Here is a 15,602-nt window from a genome sequence, read left to right on the forward strand (position 1 = left end):
CTACGCGCTGGTACTGGTCTTTGACACCGAGCATATTAACGCCAAGGTGGGTCAAAACAACCCGATTACCCGGGCAACAGTCAGAACTGTGATGCAGGACAAACTAAAAGGCCCCGTCAGTCCGGGGCCGGAGGGAGAATCGAGGCTCAGCCGCGGCCGGCCCGATTCTTCATTTTGCGCAGGGTTGCCAGCTGGGCTGCCGCTTCCGCAAGCTGCGCGGAAGCGCGCCCGTAGTCGAAATCGCCGGACTGGTTGGTCAGGGTATGAACCGCTTCCTTGCGGGCCTCCTCGGCAGCCGCCTCATCCACGTCACCGGCGCGCAGCGCGGTATCAGCGAGAATGGAGACCACGCCTGGCTGCACTTCAATGAAGCCGCCGGAGACGTAGTACACCTCTTCCTCGCCACCCTGCTTGACGATGCGGACGGGGCCGGGTATCAGCGATGACAGCAGCGGGGCATGGCCGTAGGTCACACCCATTTCACCCAGATCAGCGGTGGCTACCAGCATTTCGACCAGCCCGGAGAAGATTTCCTCTTCCGCACTGACGATGTCGCAGTGAATTGTCATTGTCATCTCGAGCCCCTCTGTCGCGATACCTTAGAGCTTGCCCGCTTTCTCGACCGCTTCGTCGATGCTGCCGACCATGTAGAACGCCTGCTCGGGCAGGTGGTCGTATTCGCCCGCCAGAATGCCCTTGAAGCCGGCGATGGTTTCCTTCAGCGATACGTACTTGCCGGGAGAACCGGTGAACACTTCCGCCACGTGGAACGGCTGGGACAGGAAGCGCTCGATTTTCCGGGCCCGGGCTACCGTCTGCTTGTCTTCCTCTGACAGTTCGTCCATACCGAGGATGGCAATGATGTCCTTCAGTTCCTTGTAGCGCTGCAGCACGGATTGCACGCCGCGGGCTACGTCATAGTGCTCGTGACCGATAATCAGCGGGTCCAGCTGGCGCGAGGTGGAGTCCAGCGGGTCCACCGCGGGGTAGATACCCGTGGCGGCGATGTCGCGGCTCAGTACCACGGTGGAGTCAAGGTGGGCGAAGGTGGTCGCCGGGGACGGGTCGGTAAGGTCGTCCGCCGGTACGTATACCGCCTGGATGGAGGTGATGGAGCCGACCTTGGTCGAGGTGATCCGCTCCTGCAGCACACCCATCTCTTCCGCCAGGGTGGGCTGGTAACCTACCGCGGAGGGCATCCGACCCAGCAGAGCCGAAACCTCGGTTCCGGCCAGGGTGTAGCGGTAGATGTTGTCGATGAACAGCAGTACGTCGCGGCCCTCGTCGCGGAACTTCTCGGCCATGGTCAGGCCGGTCAGAGCCACGCGCAGGCGGTTCCCCGGCGGCTCGTTCATCTGGCCGTAGACCATCGCCACTTTGGAGTTGCCAAGGTTCTCGACGTCGACAACCTTGGACTCCTGCATTTCGAAGTAGAAGTCATTACCTTCACGGGTCCGCTCGCCGACACCGGCAAACACCGACAGCCCGGAGTGCTCGGTGGCGATGTTGTTGATCAGTTCCATCATGTTGACGGTCTTGCCCACACCGGCGCCGCCGAACAGGCCCACCTTGCCGCCTTTGGCGAAAGGACAGACCAGGTCGATGACCTTGATGCCGGTTTCCAGCAGCTCCTCGGAGGCTGCGAGCTCCTCATAGGTTGGAGCCTTGCGGTGAATGGCGGAACGCTCTTTCTCCCCGATCGGGCCGCGCTCGTCAATGGGATTGCCCAGCACATCCATGATACGGCCGAGAGTTTCGACGCCCACCGGAACCGAGATCGGGGCACCGGTATTCTCCACTGCCAGCTCGCGGCTCATGCCTTCGGAGGAGCCCATGGCAATCGTGCGCACGACGCCGTCGCCCAGCTGCTGCTGGACTTCCAGGGTGAGACCTTTCTCGGTAACCAACAGTGCATCGTAAACATTGGGTACCTGGTCGCGTGGAAACTCCACGTCGATAACGGCACCGATAATTTGTACGACTCGTCCGCTGCTCATGTTCGGATCCTCTGCATCAAAGTTCAATTCTGTCTGGCGCCAGCCGGATTCCCTGCCGGCACCGAATATGTGGTGATTTTCCGTCAGCTGATGGCCGCGGCACCGCTAACGATTTCCGACAGCTCCTGGGTAATCGAAGCCTGGCGGGCCTTGTTGTAGATCAGCTGCAAGTCGTCTATCAGGTCACCGGCGTTGTCGGTCGCGTTCTTCATCGCCAGCATCCGCGCCGCTTGTTCGCAGGCGCCATTTTCCACCACCGCCTGGTACACCTGGGACTCTATGTAGCGAGTCAGCAGACGTTCCAGCAACACCATGGCATCGGGCTCGTAGATGTAGTCCCAGTGGTGCTTCATCTCCGCATTGTCCTCGGCTTCCAGGGGCAGCAGCTGCTCCACCGCGGGGCTTTGGGTCATGGTGTTGACGAACTCATTGCTGACCAGGAACAGGCGGTCGATCTGGCCGTCCTCGTAGGCGTCGAGCATAGTCTTCACGCTGCCGATCAGGTCAGCAAGGCTGGGGTCTTCGCCGATGTCGCGGACCGCGGCGGTGACGTTGCCGCCATAGCTCTTGAAGAACGCCGCCGCTTTGGCGCCGATCAGGCACAGGTCGATACCTACACCTTGATCAGCCCAAGCCTTCATGGCTTTGACTGTGGCCTTGAAGAGGTTGATGTTGAGGCCACCACAGAGGCCGCGGTCGGTGGAAACGACAATAAAGCCGACACGCTTGACCTCGCGCTCCACCATATAGGCGTGGCGGTACTCCGGGGCGGAGTTGGCAATGTGACCCACCACCGAGCGCATCCGGCGGGCATAGGGCTTGCCCAGGGCCATACGCTCCTGGGCTTTGCGCATCTTGCTCGCCGCGACCATTTCCATGGCGCTGGTGATCTTTTGCGTGCTCCGGATACTGGTGATCTTGGTCCGGATTTCTTTTCCGACTGCCATCTGGTTTTCCTCGGGCTTACCAGGTTTGCGTGGCTTTGAACTTCTCCAGCGCCGCTTTGAAAGTCGCCTCGATGTCGTCGTTGTAATTGCCGGTCTCAACGATGGTCTTCATCAGCTCACCGTGCTCGGCATGCATGTAGGACAGGAGCGCGGCTTCAAAGTCGCCGATCTTGTTCACCTCGATGTCACGCAGGAAACCTTCGTTCGCCGCGTACAACACGATGCCCATCTCGGCGATGCTGCGGGGAGCGTACTGGCCCTGCTTCATCAGCTCGGTTACACGTGCGCCCTGATCCAGCTGCGCCTTGGTAGCTTCGTCGAGGTCAGAGGCAAACTGGGAGAATGCCGCCAGTTCGCGGTACTGTGCCAGCGCGGTACGAATGCCGCCCGACAGCTTCTTGATGATCTTGGTCTGGGCCGCGCCACCCACCCGTGATACTGAGATACCGGCGTTCATGGCCGGACGCACGCCGGCGTTGAACATGTCCGCTTCGAGGAAGATCTGACCATCGGTAATGGAGATTACGTTGGTTGGCACGAAGGCGGAAACGTCACCGGCCTGGGTCTCGATCACAGGCAGTGCGGTGAGAGAACCGGTCTTGCCCTTGACTTCACCCTTGGTGAACTCCTCGACATAGGCGGCATTGACCCGCGCCGCGCGCTCCAGCAGGCGGGAGTGCAAGTAGAAGACGTCACCGGGATAGGCTTCCCGACCCGGAGGACGGCGCAGCAGCAGGGAGATCTGGCGATAGGCCCAGGCCTGCTTGGTCAGGTCGTCGTAAATGATCAGGGCGTCTTGACCGCGGTCGCGGTAGTACTCACCCATGGTGCAACCGGCAAACGGCGCCAGGTATTGCATGGCCGCCGGATCGGAGGCGGTGGCCGCAACGATGATGGTGTGCTCCATGGCGCCGTGTTCTTCCAGTTTCCGCACCACGGCTGCCACCGAAGAGGCCTTCTGGCCGATGGCGACATAGATACATTTGATGCCGGAACCTTTCTGGTTGATGATCGCGTCCACGGCGATGGCGGTCTTGCCCACCTGGCGGTCGCCGATGATCAGCTCGCGCTGGCCGCGGCCGATAGGCACCATCGCATCGATAGCCTTGAGGCCGATCTGCACCGGCTGGTCAACGGACTGACGGGCGATTACGCCGGGGGCAACCTTCTCCAGGGCGTCAGTCAGGGCGGCGTTGATCGGGCCCTTGCCGTCGATCGGAGAACCGAGGGCGTCGACTACCCGGCCCTGCAGTTCGGGGCCAACCGGCACCTCGAGGATACGGCCGGTGCAGCGGCAGGACTGCCCTTCCGCCAGCGTCTTGTAATCTCCAAGCACCACCGCGCCAACCGAGTCGCGCTCGAGGTTCAGCGCCATCCCGAAGATGCCGCCCTCGAATTCGATCATCTCACCGTACATGACGTCGGTAAGGCCATAAATACGGATGATGCCGTCGGAGACCGACACCACGGTGCCTTCATTGCGCGCTTCAGAAGAAACATCAAGCTGGTCGATGCGCTGCTTGATCATCTCGCTGATTTCTGACGGATTCAGTTGCTGCATGCTCTGTTCCTCAATCCTACGAATTCATCGCCGTCGCCAGCTTGTTCAGCCGGCCACGCACGGAACCATCGATCACCAGATCGCCGGCTCTGATTAACACACCACCCAACAGGCTTGCGTCGGTCGTGTTGTGCACGTTCACTTCCCGTTCCAGGCGTTTGCCCAGCGCGGCCGCCAACTTCTGCGTCATTGCGTCCTCGAGTTCAAAGGCGGATACCACTTCTACATCCACCGATTTCTCGAAGTTGGCCTTGTAGCCGGCAAACAGCGCGGTAATCTGGGGCAACAATCCAAGGCGCTTGTTTTCAGCCAGCACCGTCAGAAAGTTGCGAACCGGATCGCTGATGGCATCGCCACACACATCGGCCACTACGCCGGCCAACTCTCGCCCACCCCGGGAGGGGTCGCGCAACAGCGCCTGCATGCGGCTGTCAGCAGTCACGGCTGCAACGGTCTGCAACTGCGTGTGCCATTCGCCCAGAGTCTTGCCGTTGCGGGCGTATTCGAAGGCCGCCTTGGCGTAGGGGCGAGCCAGTGTGGTCAGTTCCGCCATAAGGTCCTCGCCATCAAAGCTCTGCAGCCAATTTGTTGACCAGGTCGGCGTGCGCGTTGTGGTCAATAGTGGCGCCCAGCACTTTCTCGGCACCCGCCAGGGACAGGGCCGCAACCTGAGAGCGAAGGACTTCCCGCGCACGGTTGGTTTCCTGTTCGATCTCCGCCTGCGCTGAGGCCTTGACCCGTTCCGCTTCAGTCCGGGCAGCCACTTTGGCTTCTTCGACGATCTGACTGGCGCGCTTGTTCGCTGAATCGACAATACCTGCCGCTTCATGCTTGGCTTCTTTCAGGCGCTCGAGAGCCTTCTCCTGTGCCAGCTCGAGATCGTGACTGGCGCGGTCCGCTGCAGCCAGGCCGTCTGCGATTTTCTTTTCGCGCTCCTGCATGGCCGCAATAATGGGCGGCCAGACAAACTTCATGCAGAACCACACGAAGCCAAAGAAGGCGATTACCTGTCCGATAAGCGTAAGGTTGATGTTCACGCCGTACTCCTCACAGATATGATGGGGCGGCCGGTACGGCGGCCCCGCTCACGATATTGTTGCAAGGCTGGCTCAGGCCATGCCGGGAGCAACAACGAAGATCAGGTACATGGCCAGACCGACGCCGATGATCGGAATCGCGTCTACCAGGCCAGCGCCCAGGAAGAAGGTAACCTGCAGCTTGGGGGCCAGTTCGGGCTGGCGGGCAGAGCCTTCGATCAGTTTGCCGCCCAGCATGCCGATACCAATCGCAGCGCCCAGACCACCGAGGCTGATCATAATTGCGGCAGCAATAAGAACTAATTCCATGATTTTCTCCTAGCGTTAGTAAGCAAAGTTAAAGTGAATCAGTGGTCTTCGTGGGCCATGCTGAGATACACGATCGTCAGCACCATGAAGATAAATGCCTGCAGGGTGATTACCAGAATATGGAAAATCGCCCAACCAATCTGCAGGAAGCCGGCAGGCACCATCCAGGCCAGACCGGCACTGAACAGGGCAGCAATCAGGATAAAGATCATCTCGCCGGCGTACATGTTGCCGAACAAACGCAGCGCGAGAGAAAAAGGCTTGGCCAGCAGGCCCACAATCTCCATGAACAGGTTCACGGGGATGAAAAGCGGGTGGTTAAAGGGATTGAGCGCCAGTTCCCTGGCAAACCCGAAGCCCTTGACCTTGATCGAGTAGTACAGGATCAGGATGAGCACGCCTATCGACATGCCGAAGGTAATATTGGGGTCCGTGGACGGCACGATCTTGTGGTATTCGACGCCCAGCAGCATCATCAGTTCGGGCACGATATCCACCGGCACCAGATCCATCAGGTTCATCAGGAAAATCCAGACGAAAATGGTCAGGGACAGGGGCGCGATCAGTGGGTTGCGGCCGTGGAAGGTATCGCGAACGGTGTTGTCCACGAACTGGACGATCATTTCGATAGCGTTGACGAAACCGCTGGGGACACCGGACGATGCTTTTTTCGCCACGCGGTAGAACATCCAGCTGAAAACAATGCCCAGGCCGATGGACCACGCCATGGAGTCCACGTGGATGGCGGTGAATCCCATCGCCGCTGCCTCGGTACCACCGTGAGCCATGACCCAGGCGCCGCCATCCCCGACGATGGAGCCATCATAGCGTTCATAACCTGCAGGCAACTTGCCATAGGTCAGGTTGGTGAGGTGGTGGACAATGTAATCTGAAACGGTCTGGTTTTCGCCTGCCATCGATCACAACTCTTGTTTCGGTTTGTTTCTGCGGACTACGCTTTCAGCAGCAGCCAGCTTCCTGTCATTTGTACCGCCAGCATGGCGATGTACCCGGCAAACACCGCAACCGGGGCAATGGGCCTCAGCAGGGCGAACACCGCGGCGAACCCCGCCGCGCTCAAGAGAAACTTCCCGATTTCCCCGCCCAGTGCCAACCGCGCCACATCCGACGCCGATCGCGCTCCCCTCGAGCGAAACAGCCTGGCCGCAAACCAGGCCTGCGGGGCGACGGCCACAACACCTCCACACAACACCGACAGCCCTGCTGTCTTGTCCACAGCCAACCATACGAGCAGGCACAGGGGAACAAGCGCGGCCAGCTGAGCCAGTGGTACGCGATGGACCGGGGGGGCCGGGATGGTGTTCACATTGCTGCGAAACACGGGCCGGCCCTCTCGCCATTTGCCACGCGACAGTTCCTCGTTTTGGGCGCGCGCATTATAGGAGTAATACCGCACAGGTTCAACCACAGCCGCATGAACGTACTGGCTAAATTTCGCTGTAGTTGGCGGCAGGATTGCGACATATTCACCAATTTTGCTGCCTGAGGGCACCCTGTTCACAGCATCTGGTGGTCACCTGTCAGCGGACCACAAGATGCTGTGTTGATTCGGTTCCAAAGCTACTTTATGTGACTGAGAATGCCGTCCAGTTCATCGAGGCTGTTGTAGCTGAGAACCAGCTTGCCCTTGCCCTTGGCACCGTGCTGGATCAACACCCTGGCACCCAGACGCTGCGACAGATCGTCCTGCAGCTGGCGGATATTGGGATCCAGCCGCGCGGGCTCCTGCGCCGGCGCTTCCTGCCGGGCAAGCAGGTTGCGCACCAGCGCTTCCGTCTGGCGTACCGACATTCCCTTGCCCACCACCGTGCGCGCCGCCTGCGACTGCTGCAGGCCGGTGAGGGCGAGGAGCGCACGGGCGTGCCCCATCTCCATATCGCCCCGCTCCAGCAGCAGGCGCACGTCTTCCTGCAGCGACATCAGGCGCAGCAGATTGGCGATGGTAGATCTGGACTTGCCCACAGCGTCGGCGACTTCCTGCTGGGTCAGGTCGAACTCCTGCTGCAGGCGTTGCAGGGCAACCGCCTCTTCAATCGGGTTGAGATCTTCACGCTGGATGTTCTCGATCAGGGCCATGGCGATTGCGGACTCGTCACTGACGTCCCGGATCACCGCCGGCACCTGGTCGAGACCGGCAAGCTGGGCCGCGCGCCAGCGGCGTTCGCCGGCGATGATCTCGTACTTGCGATCGGAGATCGGCCGCACCACGATCGGCTGCATGATGCCCTGGACGCGGATGCTCTCGGCGAGTTCCTGCAGGGATTCTGGATCAATATCGCGGCGCGGCTGGTACTTGCCCCGCTGGATGAGGTCGACCGGGATTTCCTTCAGGACATGCTGCTCGGCGCCCTCTGTGGCGGTGTCATCGGCTGGCCGGCTGGCGTTGCCCACGCCCAGCAGCGCATCCAGCCCGCGCCCCAGACCCTTTTTCCTCGCCGTCATCACGCTCTCCCCTGATCTGCTGCCAGCGCGCTGGCAGGAAAGTGCCGGCGTTTCTCTTCGCGCCGGATAATTTCCCCTGCCAGGGCCATGTAGGCCTTGGCCCCGCGGGAATAGCGATCATAGTACATCGCCGGCAAGCCGTGGCTGGGAGCTTCCGCCAGGCGCACGTTGCGCGGAATCACCGTGCGGTAGACCGCCTCACCGAAATGCTGGTGCAACTGGGAAGAAACCTCGTTGGTCAGGCTGTTGCGGGGGTCATACATGGTGCGCAGAATTCCCTCGATCTGCAGGTCCCGGTTCACCGATTCCCCGATCCGGCGGATGGTGCTGATCAGCGCGGATAAACCCTCCAGGGCAAAGTATTCGCACTGCATGGCAATCAGCACGCCGTCTGCGGCCACCAGCGCATTCAGGGTCAGCATGTTCAGGGACGGTGGGCAATCGATAAGAATGTAGTCGTAGCGGTCGCCAACTTCCTGCAGGGCCGCGTTCAGGCGGCGCTCCCTGTGTTCAATACCAATCAGCTCCACTTCTGCGGCGGTGAGGTCGCTGTTGGCGGGGAGAACATCGAATTCGCCCTCGGGTACGCGCTGGGTAATGAGGTGTACCGGGGCACGATGTACCAACACATCGTAGATACTGCGCTCGACAGCGTGTTTGTCGACACCGCTGCCCATGGTAGCGTTCCCCTGGGGATCGAGGTCCACCAGCAGCAGGCGTTTTTTCATGGCTGCCAGAGAGGCAGCAAGATTGACGCAGCTGGTGGTCTTGCCAACACCGCCCTTCTGGTTTGCTATTGCAATGATTCTGGCCAAAGCGCTTTCCCCGGTTGATCGGCTAATGCGGGTTCAGGATAGCAGCGGCAGCGAGGGAAAGCTCCACCAGATGGCGTTGTTCATCCAGCCCGGGGACCTGCAGCGGGTAAACACCCAGCACCCGGCAACGTCCCGGGAGCAGCGCAATCTCATCGTCGGGGCGAGCTCCCTTCATCGCAAGGAAAACACCATCGGGCTGCAGCAGATGCCCCGCGCCGGCAACCATATCCGCCAGCGAGGCAAACGCCCTGGACAGCACCACATCAAATTTCCCGGCGGGAGTGAAGGCTTCGACCCGGGCATGATGGATCGTGATATTGGACAGCGCGAGGCCGGTCTTTACCTGGAACAGGAACCGGGTCTTCTTGCCGTTGCTGTCCAGGAGATGGAATTCCCGGTCCGGGAACATGATCGCCAGGGGGATTCCGGGTAACCCGGCGCCGGTGCCGACATCGATGCAACGGGATCCAGACAACCGCGGCACCAGGGCGAGACTGTCCAGCAGGTGCCGGGTCACCATGTCTGCAGGATCGCGGACAGCAGTCAGGTTATAGGCCCGGTTCCACTTGCACAGCAGGGCGAGATAGGCCAGCAGCTGTGCCTGCTGATCGGTGCTGGCGCGAAGACCCAGCGCAGTAATTCCGCGGGACAACTGGCTGGCGAGCGCGGCGTCCAAATCAGGCAGATTTGCGATCGGTTGCACGATCCAGCGCGCCACGCTTCTTCAGGTAGATCAACAGCAGGGAAATCGCGGCGGGAGTAACGCCCGGAATTCTTCCCGCCCGGGCGAGCGTCTCGGGGCGCGCTTCGCCCAGCTTCTGCCGTACCTCGTGAGACAGGCCATCCACTGCAGCGTAGTCCAGCGAGGCGGGAAGCACGGTGTTCTCGAACCGGCGCAGGCGCTCGACTTCCTCCTGCTGGCGATCGATATAACCGGCGTACTTGGCCTGTATCTCGACCTGTTCCGCCGCTTGCTCATCCGCCAGCGGCTCGCCCTTGAGCCCGGCGATATCCCGGTAACTGATCCCCGGGCGCTTCAACAGATCCGCCAGGGAATATTCGCGGGCTAGCGGCGCCTTGAGCCTGGGCTCCAGGCTCGCGGCCTGCGGCGTCGAAGGATGCACCCAGGTCGTGGCCAGACGTCGGGTTTCCTGCTCAATGGCATCGCGCTTGCGGGCGAAGCGTTCCCAGCGTGCATCGTCCACCAGACCGAGCTCGCGGCCCCGGGTGGTCAGGCGCAGGTCCGCGTTGTCCTCCCGCAACAGCAACCGGTATTCCGCCCGGGAGGTAAACATGCGGTAGGGTTCGCGGGTGCCCATGGTGATGAGATCGTCCACCAGGACGCCGATATAGGCTTCGTCCCGGCGCGGGCACCAGGGTTCGCGGCCCTGCACCGCAAGTGCGGCGTTCAGCCCCGCGAGCAGTCCCTGGGCGGCCGCTTCCTCGTAGCCGGTTGTGCCGTTGATCTGGCCGGCAAAATAGAGACCGGGCACAGCGCGGGTCTGCAACGAGTAGTCCAGATCCCGCGGGTCAAAGAAATCGTATTCGATCGCGTACCCCGGCCGGGTGATGTGGGCGTTCTCGAATCCACGGATAGACCGCACCAGGTCATACTGCACATCGAAAGGCAGGCTGGTGGAGATGCCGTTGGGATAGAGCTCACTGGTGGTGAGCCCTTCCGGTTCCACAAACACCTGGTGCGAGGTCTTGTCAGCGAAGCGGTGGATCTTGTCCTCAATGCTCGGGCAGTAGCGCGGGCCTATGCCTTCGATGACCCCGGAGTACATGGGAGAGCGGTCCAGGCCACCGCGGATAATCTCGTGGGTGGCGGCGTTGGTGTGGGTGATCCAGCAACAGCGCTGGGAGGGTCGCTCATCGGTGCTGCCCAGGAATGACATGGGCGGGGCATCGGCGTCGCCCCACTGCTCTTCCAGCTGGCTGAAGTCAACGCTGCGCGCGTCAATGCGGGGCGGTGTCCCTGTTTTCAGGCGTTCGACACGCAGCGGCATTTCCCGCAGGCGCTGCGCCAGGGCAATGGACGGGGGATCTCCGGCACGCCCCCCGGCACTGTTTTCCAGGCCGATGTGTATCTTGCCGCCGAGAAAGGTTCCCGTCGTCAGCACCACGGTGGGTGCCCGGAATACCAGGCCCATCTGGGTGATCGCACCGGCAACGCGGCCGTTCTCGATCAGCAGGTCATCCACCGGTTGCTGGAAAATGGACAGTCCCGCCTGGGATTCCAGTATCTCGCGGATGGCATTGCGATACAGAACACGATCAGCCTGGGCACGGGTGGCGCGTACAGCAGGTCCCTTGCGTGCGTTAAGTACCCTGAACTGGATACCGGCGCGATCGGTGGCGCGGGCCATGGCACCACCCAACGCATCCACTTCCCGCACCAAGTGGCTCTTGCCGATGCCGCCGATTGCCGGGTTGCAGGACATCTGTCCCAGGGTATCGACACTGTGAGTCAGCAGCAGGGTGCGACAGCCCATGCGCGCGGCTGCAAGGCAGGCCTCGGTACCGGCATGGCCGCCGCCGATTACGATGACATCGTATGTTTGCTGGTATTCCACGCCTGTCTGCCTCTGGTTGGGCCGGATATGTTACACCGGGTCGCGGATTATACGGCCGCAGTGGCCGTTGTACAAAATATGTTCCGCAGCACGACGCTTGCGCGGTGGATTATTTCCAGCACCCGGGAGCTCTGGTTCAGAGACAGGTAATAGTTATGTATGGTGTATAGATATATAGATTAAATGTAGTTATTACTGGTGTCCCCCGATTCTGTGGGTATCCAGTGATTTGCTATTTAAAACAGTACGTTGAGTCCAAGACAACCCTGCTGGTAAACGCTGTTCCTGGCGCCTGCAAGCGGTGGGTGAGCTGGGGAGGAACAGACTGGTCTCACTGCGGGTGCTGGCGGCGGGCCGTGTTACCCCACGGTCATTGTGGACTTGCCCCCCCTGCTATCCACAGTGTTATCCAGCTGGCGACTTATGCGCTGCGTGCAGAGGACAAGGTGTTGGCAAACTGGCGGCGAGGCTGTGTGCAGGCTGTGGATTGCGGGTATTGCTACTTGCCGATGCAAAAACTGGAAAAAATCTCTCCCAGTAATTCGTCGCTGCTTAGCTTCCCGGTAATTCTGCCCAGGGCGTCATGGCAGGCCCGGAGATCCTCCGCCAGCAACTCTCCAGCTCCCGCCTCTTCCAGTTGCAAGCGGCCGCGGTCAAGAAAGTCTGCAGCCTGCTGCAGTGCCTGCAGGTGACGGCGCCTGGCGCTGAAGCTGCTGCTGTCGGTGTCGTGGTAACCCATGCTGTCTTTCAGGTGCTGTCGCAATAACTCGAGGCCACTGCCCTGCCTGGCCGAGAGCCGGATCACGGTATGCTCGCCGGACTCGTCGAGTCCGGGGGGCAGGCCGGTCAGGTCGCATTTGTTATGGATCACGGTAACCGGAATCGTGCTTGAAAGAGCCCCCGCCTCCCTCGGCCACAACTCGGAGGGTGGCGCGGCAAGGTTTTCCCGGGTCATGTCGAGCACCAGTAACACCCGGTCGGCACTGCCTATTTCGGCCTGGGCGCGGCGAATACCTTCCTGCTCCACGGCATCTGCGCTGTCCCGCAGGCCAGCCGTGTCAACGATGTGCAGGGGCATTCCGTCAATCTGGATATGTTCCCTGAGGACGTCCCGGGTGGTGCCTTCGACGGCGGTAACGATCGCCGTATCCTGCCCCGCCAGAGCGTTCAGCAGGCTGGATTTACCGGCATTGGGCCGGCCCGCTATCACGACCTTCATTCCCTCCTGTAGCAGGCTTCCCTGTTGCGCACTGTCCAGCACTGAGTGAAGTTGCCGCGTCAGCTCTCGCAGTTCGCCGGCGACGCGGCCATCGGCGAGGAAATCAATTTCTTCCTCTGGAAAGTCGATGGCGGCTTCTACATAGATACGGAGCCGGGTAACGCTCTCCACGAGCTGGTTCACCAGGAGTGAAAACTGTCCCTGCAGGGATCGGTGCGCGTTGCGCGCCGCCTGCTCCGTGGTGCTGTTGATCAGGTCCGCTATGGCTTCGGCCTGGGTCAGGTCCAGTTTGTCGTTCAGGTAGGCGCGCTCGGAGAACTCTCCGGGTCGGGCCTGGCGAGCGCCGGCGCCAAGGCAGGCGCGCAGCAGCAGGTCGAGGATAACGGGCCCACCGTGGCCCTGGAGTTCCACAACGTCCTCCCCGGTGAACGAGTTGGGGCCGGGAAAATACAGGACGATGCCGGTGTCGATCACTTCGCCGCTGGGTTCCCGAAAGGAACAGAAGTGGGCGTACCTGGCTCGCAGTGCGGAGTTCGTGATGCGCTCGCCGATTGCTCTGGCTTTGGGTCCCGACAGACGGACGATGCCGATGCCGCCCCTGCCGGGAGCAGTGGCGACGGCGGCGATGGTATCGCCATCAAGGGCGAGGGCGGAAGTCATGGCGCCAGTATAAGCTGGCCCGTGTCTACGCGGTACCGCGGCATCAGGCCTTGGCTTTGGCGGCGCTCTTCTCGATCTGTTTGGTGATCACATACTGCTGCGCCATCGACAACAGGTTGTTGACTACCCAGTAAAGCACCAGGCCCGCCGGGAACCAGAGGAAGAAGAACGTGAAGATAACCGGCAGCCACTGCATGATCTTGGCCTGCATCGGGTCCGGTGGCGCCGGGTTGAGTTTCTGCATGAACCACATGCTGGCACCCATGAGCAGCGGCAGCACGAAGTAGGGGTCCATCACCGAGAGGTCGTCGATCCACAGGAAGAACGGTGCATGACGCAGTTCCACGCTTTCCATGAGCACCCAGTACAGGGCGATAAAGACCGGCATCTGCACCAGCACTGGCAGGCACCCGCCCATGGGATTGATCTTCTCCTTCCGGTACAGCTCCATCATGGCCTGTGACTGTTTGGTCTTGTCGTCGGCGAACTGCTCGCGGATATCCTGCATTTTCGGTGCCACCCGGCGCATATTGGCCATGGAGCGGTAGCTGGTGGCCGACAGTTTGAAGAAGGCCGCCTTGATGAGTACGGTGAGCGCAATAATGGAAAGACCCCAGTTTCCGAGCAAGTCGTGGATTCTGGTAAGCAGCCAGAACAGAGGCTGGGCAATCCACCACAGCCAGCCATAGTCCACGCTGAGTTCAAGGTAGGGCGATATTTTCTCGAGGCGGTACTGGTCCTTTGGACCGGCATAGAACTGCGCGGCGACGGAACCCTGCTGGCCAGGGTCCAGAACCAGGGTCGGGCTGGTGAAGCCTGCAATGTTAAAACCACCCGGTGTGACGCGGGTGCTGTAGTTGTGGCTCTGGTCGGGGTTCGGAATCCAGGCACTGAGGAAGTAGTGCTGGATCATCGCGATCCAGCCACCGGGCAGTTGCTCGCGGAAGGGCTCTTCTTTCATATCCTTGAAACTGAACTTGGTGAAGCGCTCATCGGGCTGGGTAATGGCGGCGCCCAAAAAGGGTTTCAAGCCCATGCCGCTTGTATCCGCCGTGGGATCCTTGCTGTTGTCGCGCTTGATTTGCCCAAACAGGTTGCCCTGCCACCGTTCGCTGCCGCCGTTGGCAACGATGTAGCTGACGTCGAGCAGGTAGTCGCCCCGATGCAGGGTAAAGCGTTTGGTGATGCTGACAGGCCCCTCATTGTCCCAGACCAGGTCGATAACCAGTGTGTCCTGGCCGGGTGCGAGCTCGTAGTTTTGGGCAGCGGCAGTAAACCGGGCCCTGGTTTCCCTGTCGATACCGTCAGGGCCAATCAGGCCACTTTGGGCGACATAGGTGCGACGTTCGTTCTGCTCCAGCAATACAAAGGGCTGGTCTGGCTGGTCGATATTTTCCAGGTGCTCTGGCAAAGCGAGTTCGACAATGTCTCCGCCGGCGAGATCAATGGCCAGTTGCACGACATCCGTGCGCACAAAGACGATGCGCTGTTCCGGGGCTGCGCCAGTTTCTACAGTGGCGGGTTCTGCGTCGTCCACGGATTGCGGCGCGCTCGGCAGGTCTTCATTGCCGGTGGCGACAGCGCCCGCCTCAACTGCCGGCAGTTCGGGAAGCAAATTTGCCGTGGCGTCAGTGCCGTTGAGCAACCGCGTTGCGGTCGCCTGGGACGCAGTGGTTCTCGCTTCCTTGAAGGCGACCCACTCGGTCAGCAACATGAATGACAGGAGGGCGAAGGCGCCGATCAGCAGAGTGCGTTGCAAATCCATAAGCAGTGGTCAGCTTTGTCAGTGAGTGTGGTTGCAGGGTGGTACCGGGTCGATTCCACCTTCGTGCCAGGGGTGGCACTTGCCGATGCGACGCAGCGTCAGGTAACTGCCTCTGAAAACCCCGTGCAGGGCAATGGCGTCCTGCGCATAGTGGGAACAGCTGGGGTAGAACCGGCAATTGTTCCCGAGGAAGGGACTGACGGCGTAGCGGTACAGAGAAATGACGGCGATGAGTAGCTTGCGCATCAGTTGC

The 15,602-nt window shown here is 61.0% G+C and carries 16 protein-coding genes; all 16 read right to left on the reverse strand.

The window, feature by feature from the left end:
• Positions 1 to 146: 146 nt before the first annotated feature.
• Positions 147 to 575 carry a F0F1 ATP synthase subunit epsilon gene (locus RJQ10_RS11450; RefSeq protein WP_350146672.1) on the reverse strand — a complete coding sequence of 143 codons (429 nt, stop codon included), beginning with the start codon at positions 573 to 575 and terminating at the stop codon, positions 147 to 149.
• A gap of 24 nt (positions 576 to 599) precedes the next feature.
• Entirely contained in the window at positions 600 to 1,997 is a 1,398-nt protein-coding gene (gene atpD / locus RJQ10_RS11455; protein WP_350146674.1) for a F0F1 ATP synthase subunit beta, read from the reverse strand.
• Between the two features lie 83 nt (positions 1,998 to 2,080).
• Complete coding sequence (gene atpG, locus RJQ10_RS11460) at positions 2,081 to 2,944, reverse strand: F0F1 ATP synthase subunit gamma (RefSeq protein ID WP_350146676.1); 864 nt, start codon at positions 2,942 to 2,944, stop codon at positions 2,081 to 2,083.
• A 16-nt stretch (positions 2,945 to 2,960) separates the two neighbouring features.
• Entirely contained in the window at positions 2,961 to 4,505 is a 1,545-nt protein-coding gene (gene atpA / locus RJQ10_RS11465) for a F0F1 ATP synthase subunit alpha (RefSeq protein ID WP_350146678.1), read from the reverse strand.
• Between the two features lie 16 nt (positions 4,506 to 4,521).
• A complete protein-coding gene (locus RJQ10_RS11470) occupies positions 4,522 to 5,058 on the reverse strand; it encodes a F0F1 ATP synthase subunit delta (protein ID WP_350146680.1) in 537 nt (178 codons plus the stop codon).
• A 13-nt stretch (positions 5,059 to 5,071) separates the two neighbouring features.
• Entirely contained in the window at positions 5,072 to 5,542 is a 471-nt protein-coding gene (locus tag RJQ10_RS11475) for a F0F1 ATP synthase subunit B (RefSeq protein WP_350146682.1), read from the reverse strand.
• A gap of 72 nt (positions 5,543 to 5,614) precedes the next feature.
• The gene (gene atpE, locus RJQ10_RS11480; protein ID WP_027949997.1) at positions 5,615 to 5,851 is read right to left on the reverse strand and encodes a F0F1 ATP synthase subunit C; all 237 of its coding nucleotides are present in this window, start codon (positions 5,849 to 5,851) and stop codon (positions 5,615 to 5,617) included.
• Between the two features lie 38 nt (positions 5,852 to 5,889).
• Positions 5,890 to 6,768: a F0F1 ATP synthase subunit A gene (atpB, locus tag RJQ10_RS11485; RefSeq protein WP_350146684.1), complete on the reverse strand. Its 879-nt coding sequence runs from the start codon at positions 6,766 to 6,768 to the stop codon at positions 5,890 to 5,892.
• A 35-nt stretch (positions 6,769 to 6,803) separates the two neighbouring features.
• Positions 6,804 to 7,373, reverse strand: coding sequence for an ATP synthase subunit I (locus RJQ10_RS11490; RefSeq protein ID WP_350146686.1), 570 nt, complete (start codon positions 7,371 to 7,373; stop codon positions 6,804 to 6,806).
• Between the two features lie 59 nt (positions 7,374 to 7,432).
• Positions 7,433 to 8,314, reverse strand: coding sequence for a ParB/RepB/Spo0J family partition protein (locus RJQ10_RS11495; protein ID WP_350146688.1), 882 nt, complete (start codon positions 8,312 to 8,314; stop codon positions 7,433 to 7,435).
• Entirely contained in the window at positions 8,314 to 9,129 is an 816-nt protein-coding gene (locus RJQ10_RS11500) for a ParA family protein (RefSeq protein WP_350146690.1), read from the reverse strand. Before RJQ10_RS11500 ends, RJQ10_RS11495 begins: the two co-directional genes overlap by 1 nt.
• A 22-nt stretch (positions 9,130 to 9,151) precedes the next feature.
• Positions 9,152 to 9,832 carry a 16S rRNA (guanine(527)-N(7))-methyltransferase RsmG gene (gene rsmG, locus RJQ10_RS11505; protein ID WP_350146692.1) on the reverse strand — a complete coding sequence of 227 codons (681 nt, stop codon included), beginning with the start codon at positions 9,830 to 9,832 and terminating at the stop codon, positions 9,152 to 9,154.
• Positions 9,807 to 11,705: a tRNA uridine-5-carboxymethylaminomethyl(34) synthesis enzyme MnmG gene (gene mnmG / locus RJQ10_RS11510; protein ID WP_350146694.1), complete on the reverse strand. Its 1,899-nt coding sequence runs from the start codon at positions 11,703 to 11,705 to the stop codon at positions 9,807 to 9,809. Before mnmG ends, rsmG begins: the two co-directional genes overlap by 26 nt.
• Before the next feature lie 499 nt (positions 11,706 to 12,204).
• Positions 12,205 to 13,584 carry a tRNA uridine-5-carboxymethylaminomethyl(34) synthesis GTPase MnmE gene (gene mnmE / locus RJQ10_RS11515; RefSeq protein WP_350146696.1) on the reverse strand — a complete coding sequence of 460 codons (1,380 nt, stop codon included), beginning with the start codon at positions 13,582 to 13,584 and terminating at the stop codon, positions 12,205 to 12,207.
• A 43-nt stretch (positions 13,585 to 13,627) separates the two neighbouring features.
• The gene (gene yidC / locus RJQ10_RS11520; protein ID WP_350146698.1) at positions 13,628 to 15,349 is read right to left on the reverse strand and encodes a membrane protein insertase YidC; all 1,722 of its coding nucleotides are present in this window, start codon (positions 15,347 to 15,349) and stop codon (positions 13,628 to 13,630) included.
• A gap of 18 nt (positions 15,350 to 15,367) precedes the next feature.
• Positions 15,368 to 15,602: membrane protein insertion efficiency factor YidD (gene yidD, locus RJQ10_RS11525; RefSeq protein ID WP_502880236.1), on the reverse strand; the 235-nt coding region annotated here is incomplete at its 5' end.

The sequence above is a fragment of the Haliea sp. genome (assembly GCF_040222615.1).
In the GTDB taxonomy this organism is placed as follows: Bacteria; Pseudomonadota; Gammaproteobacteria; order Pseudomonadales; family Halieaceae; genus Haliea.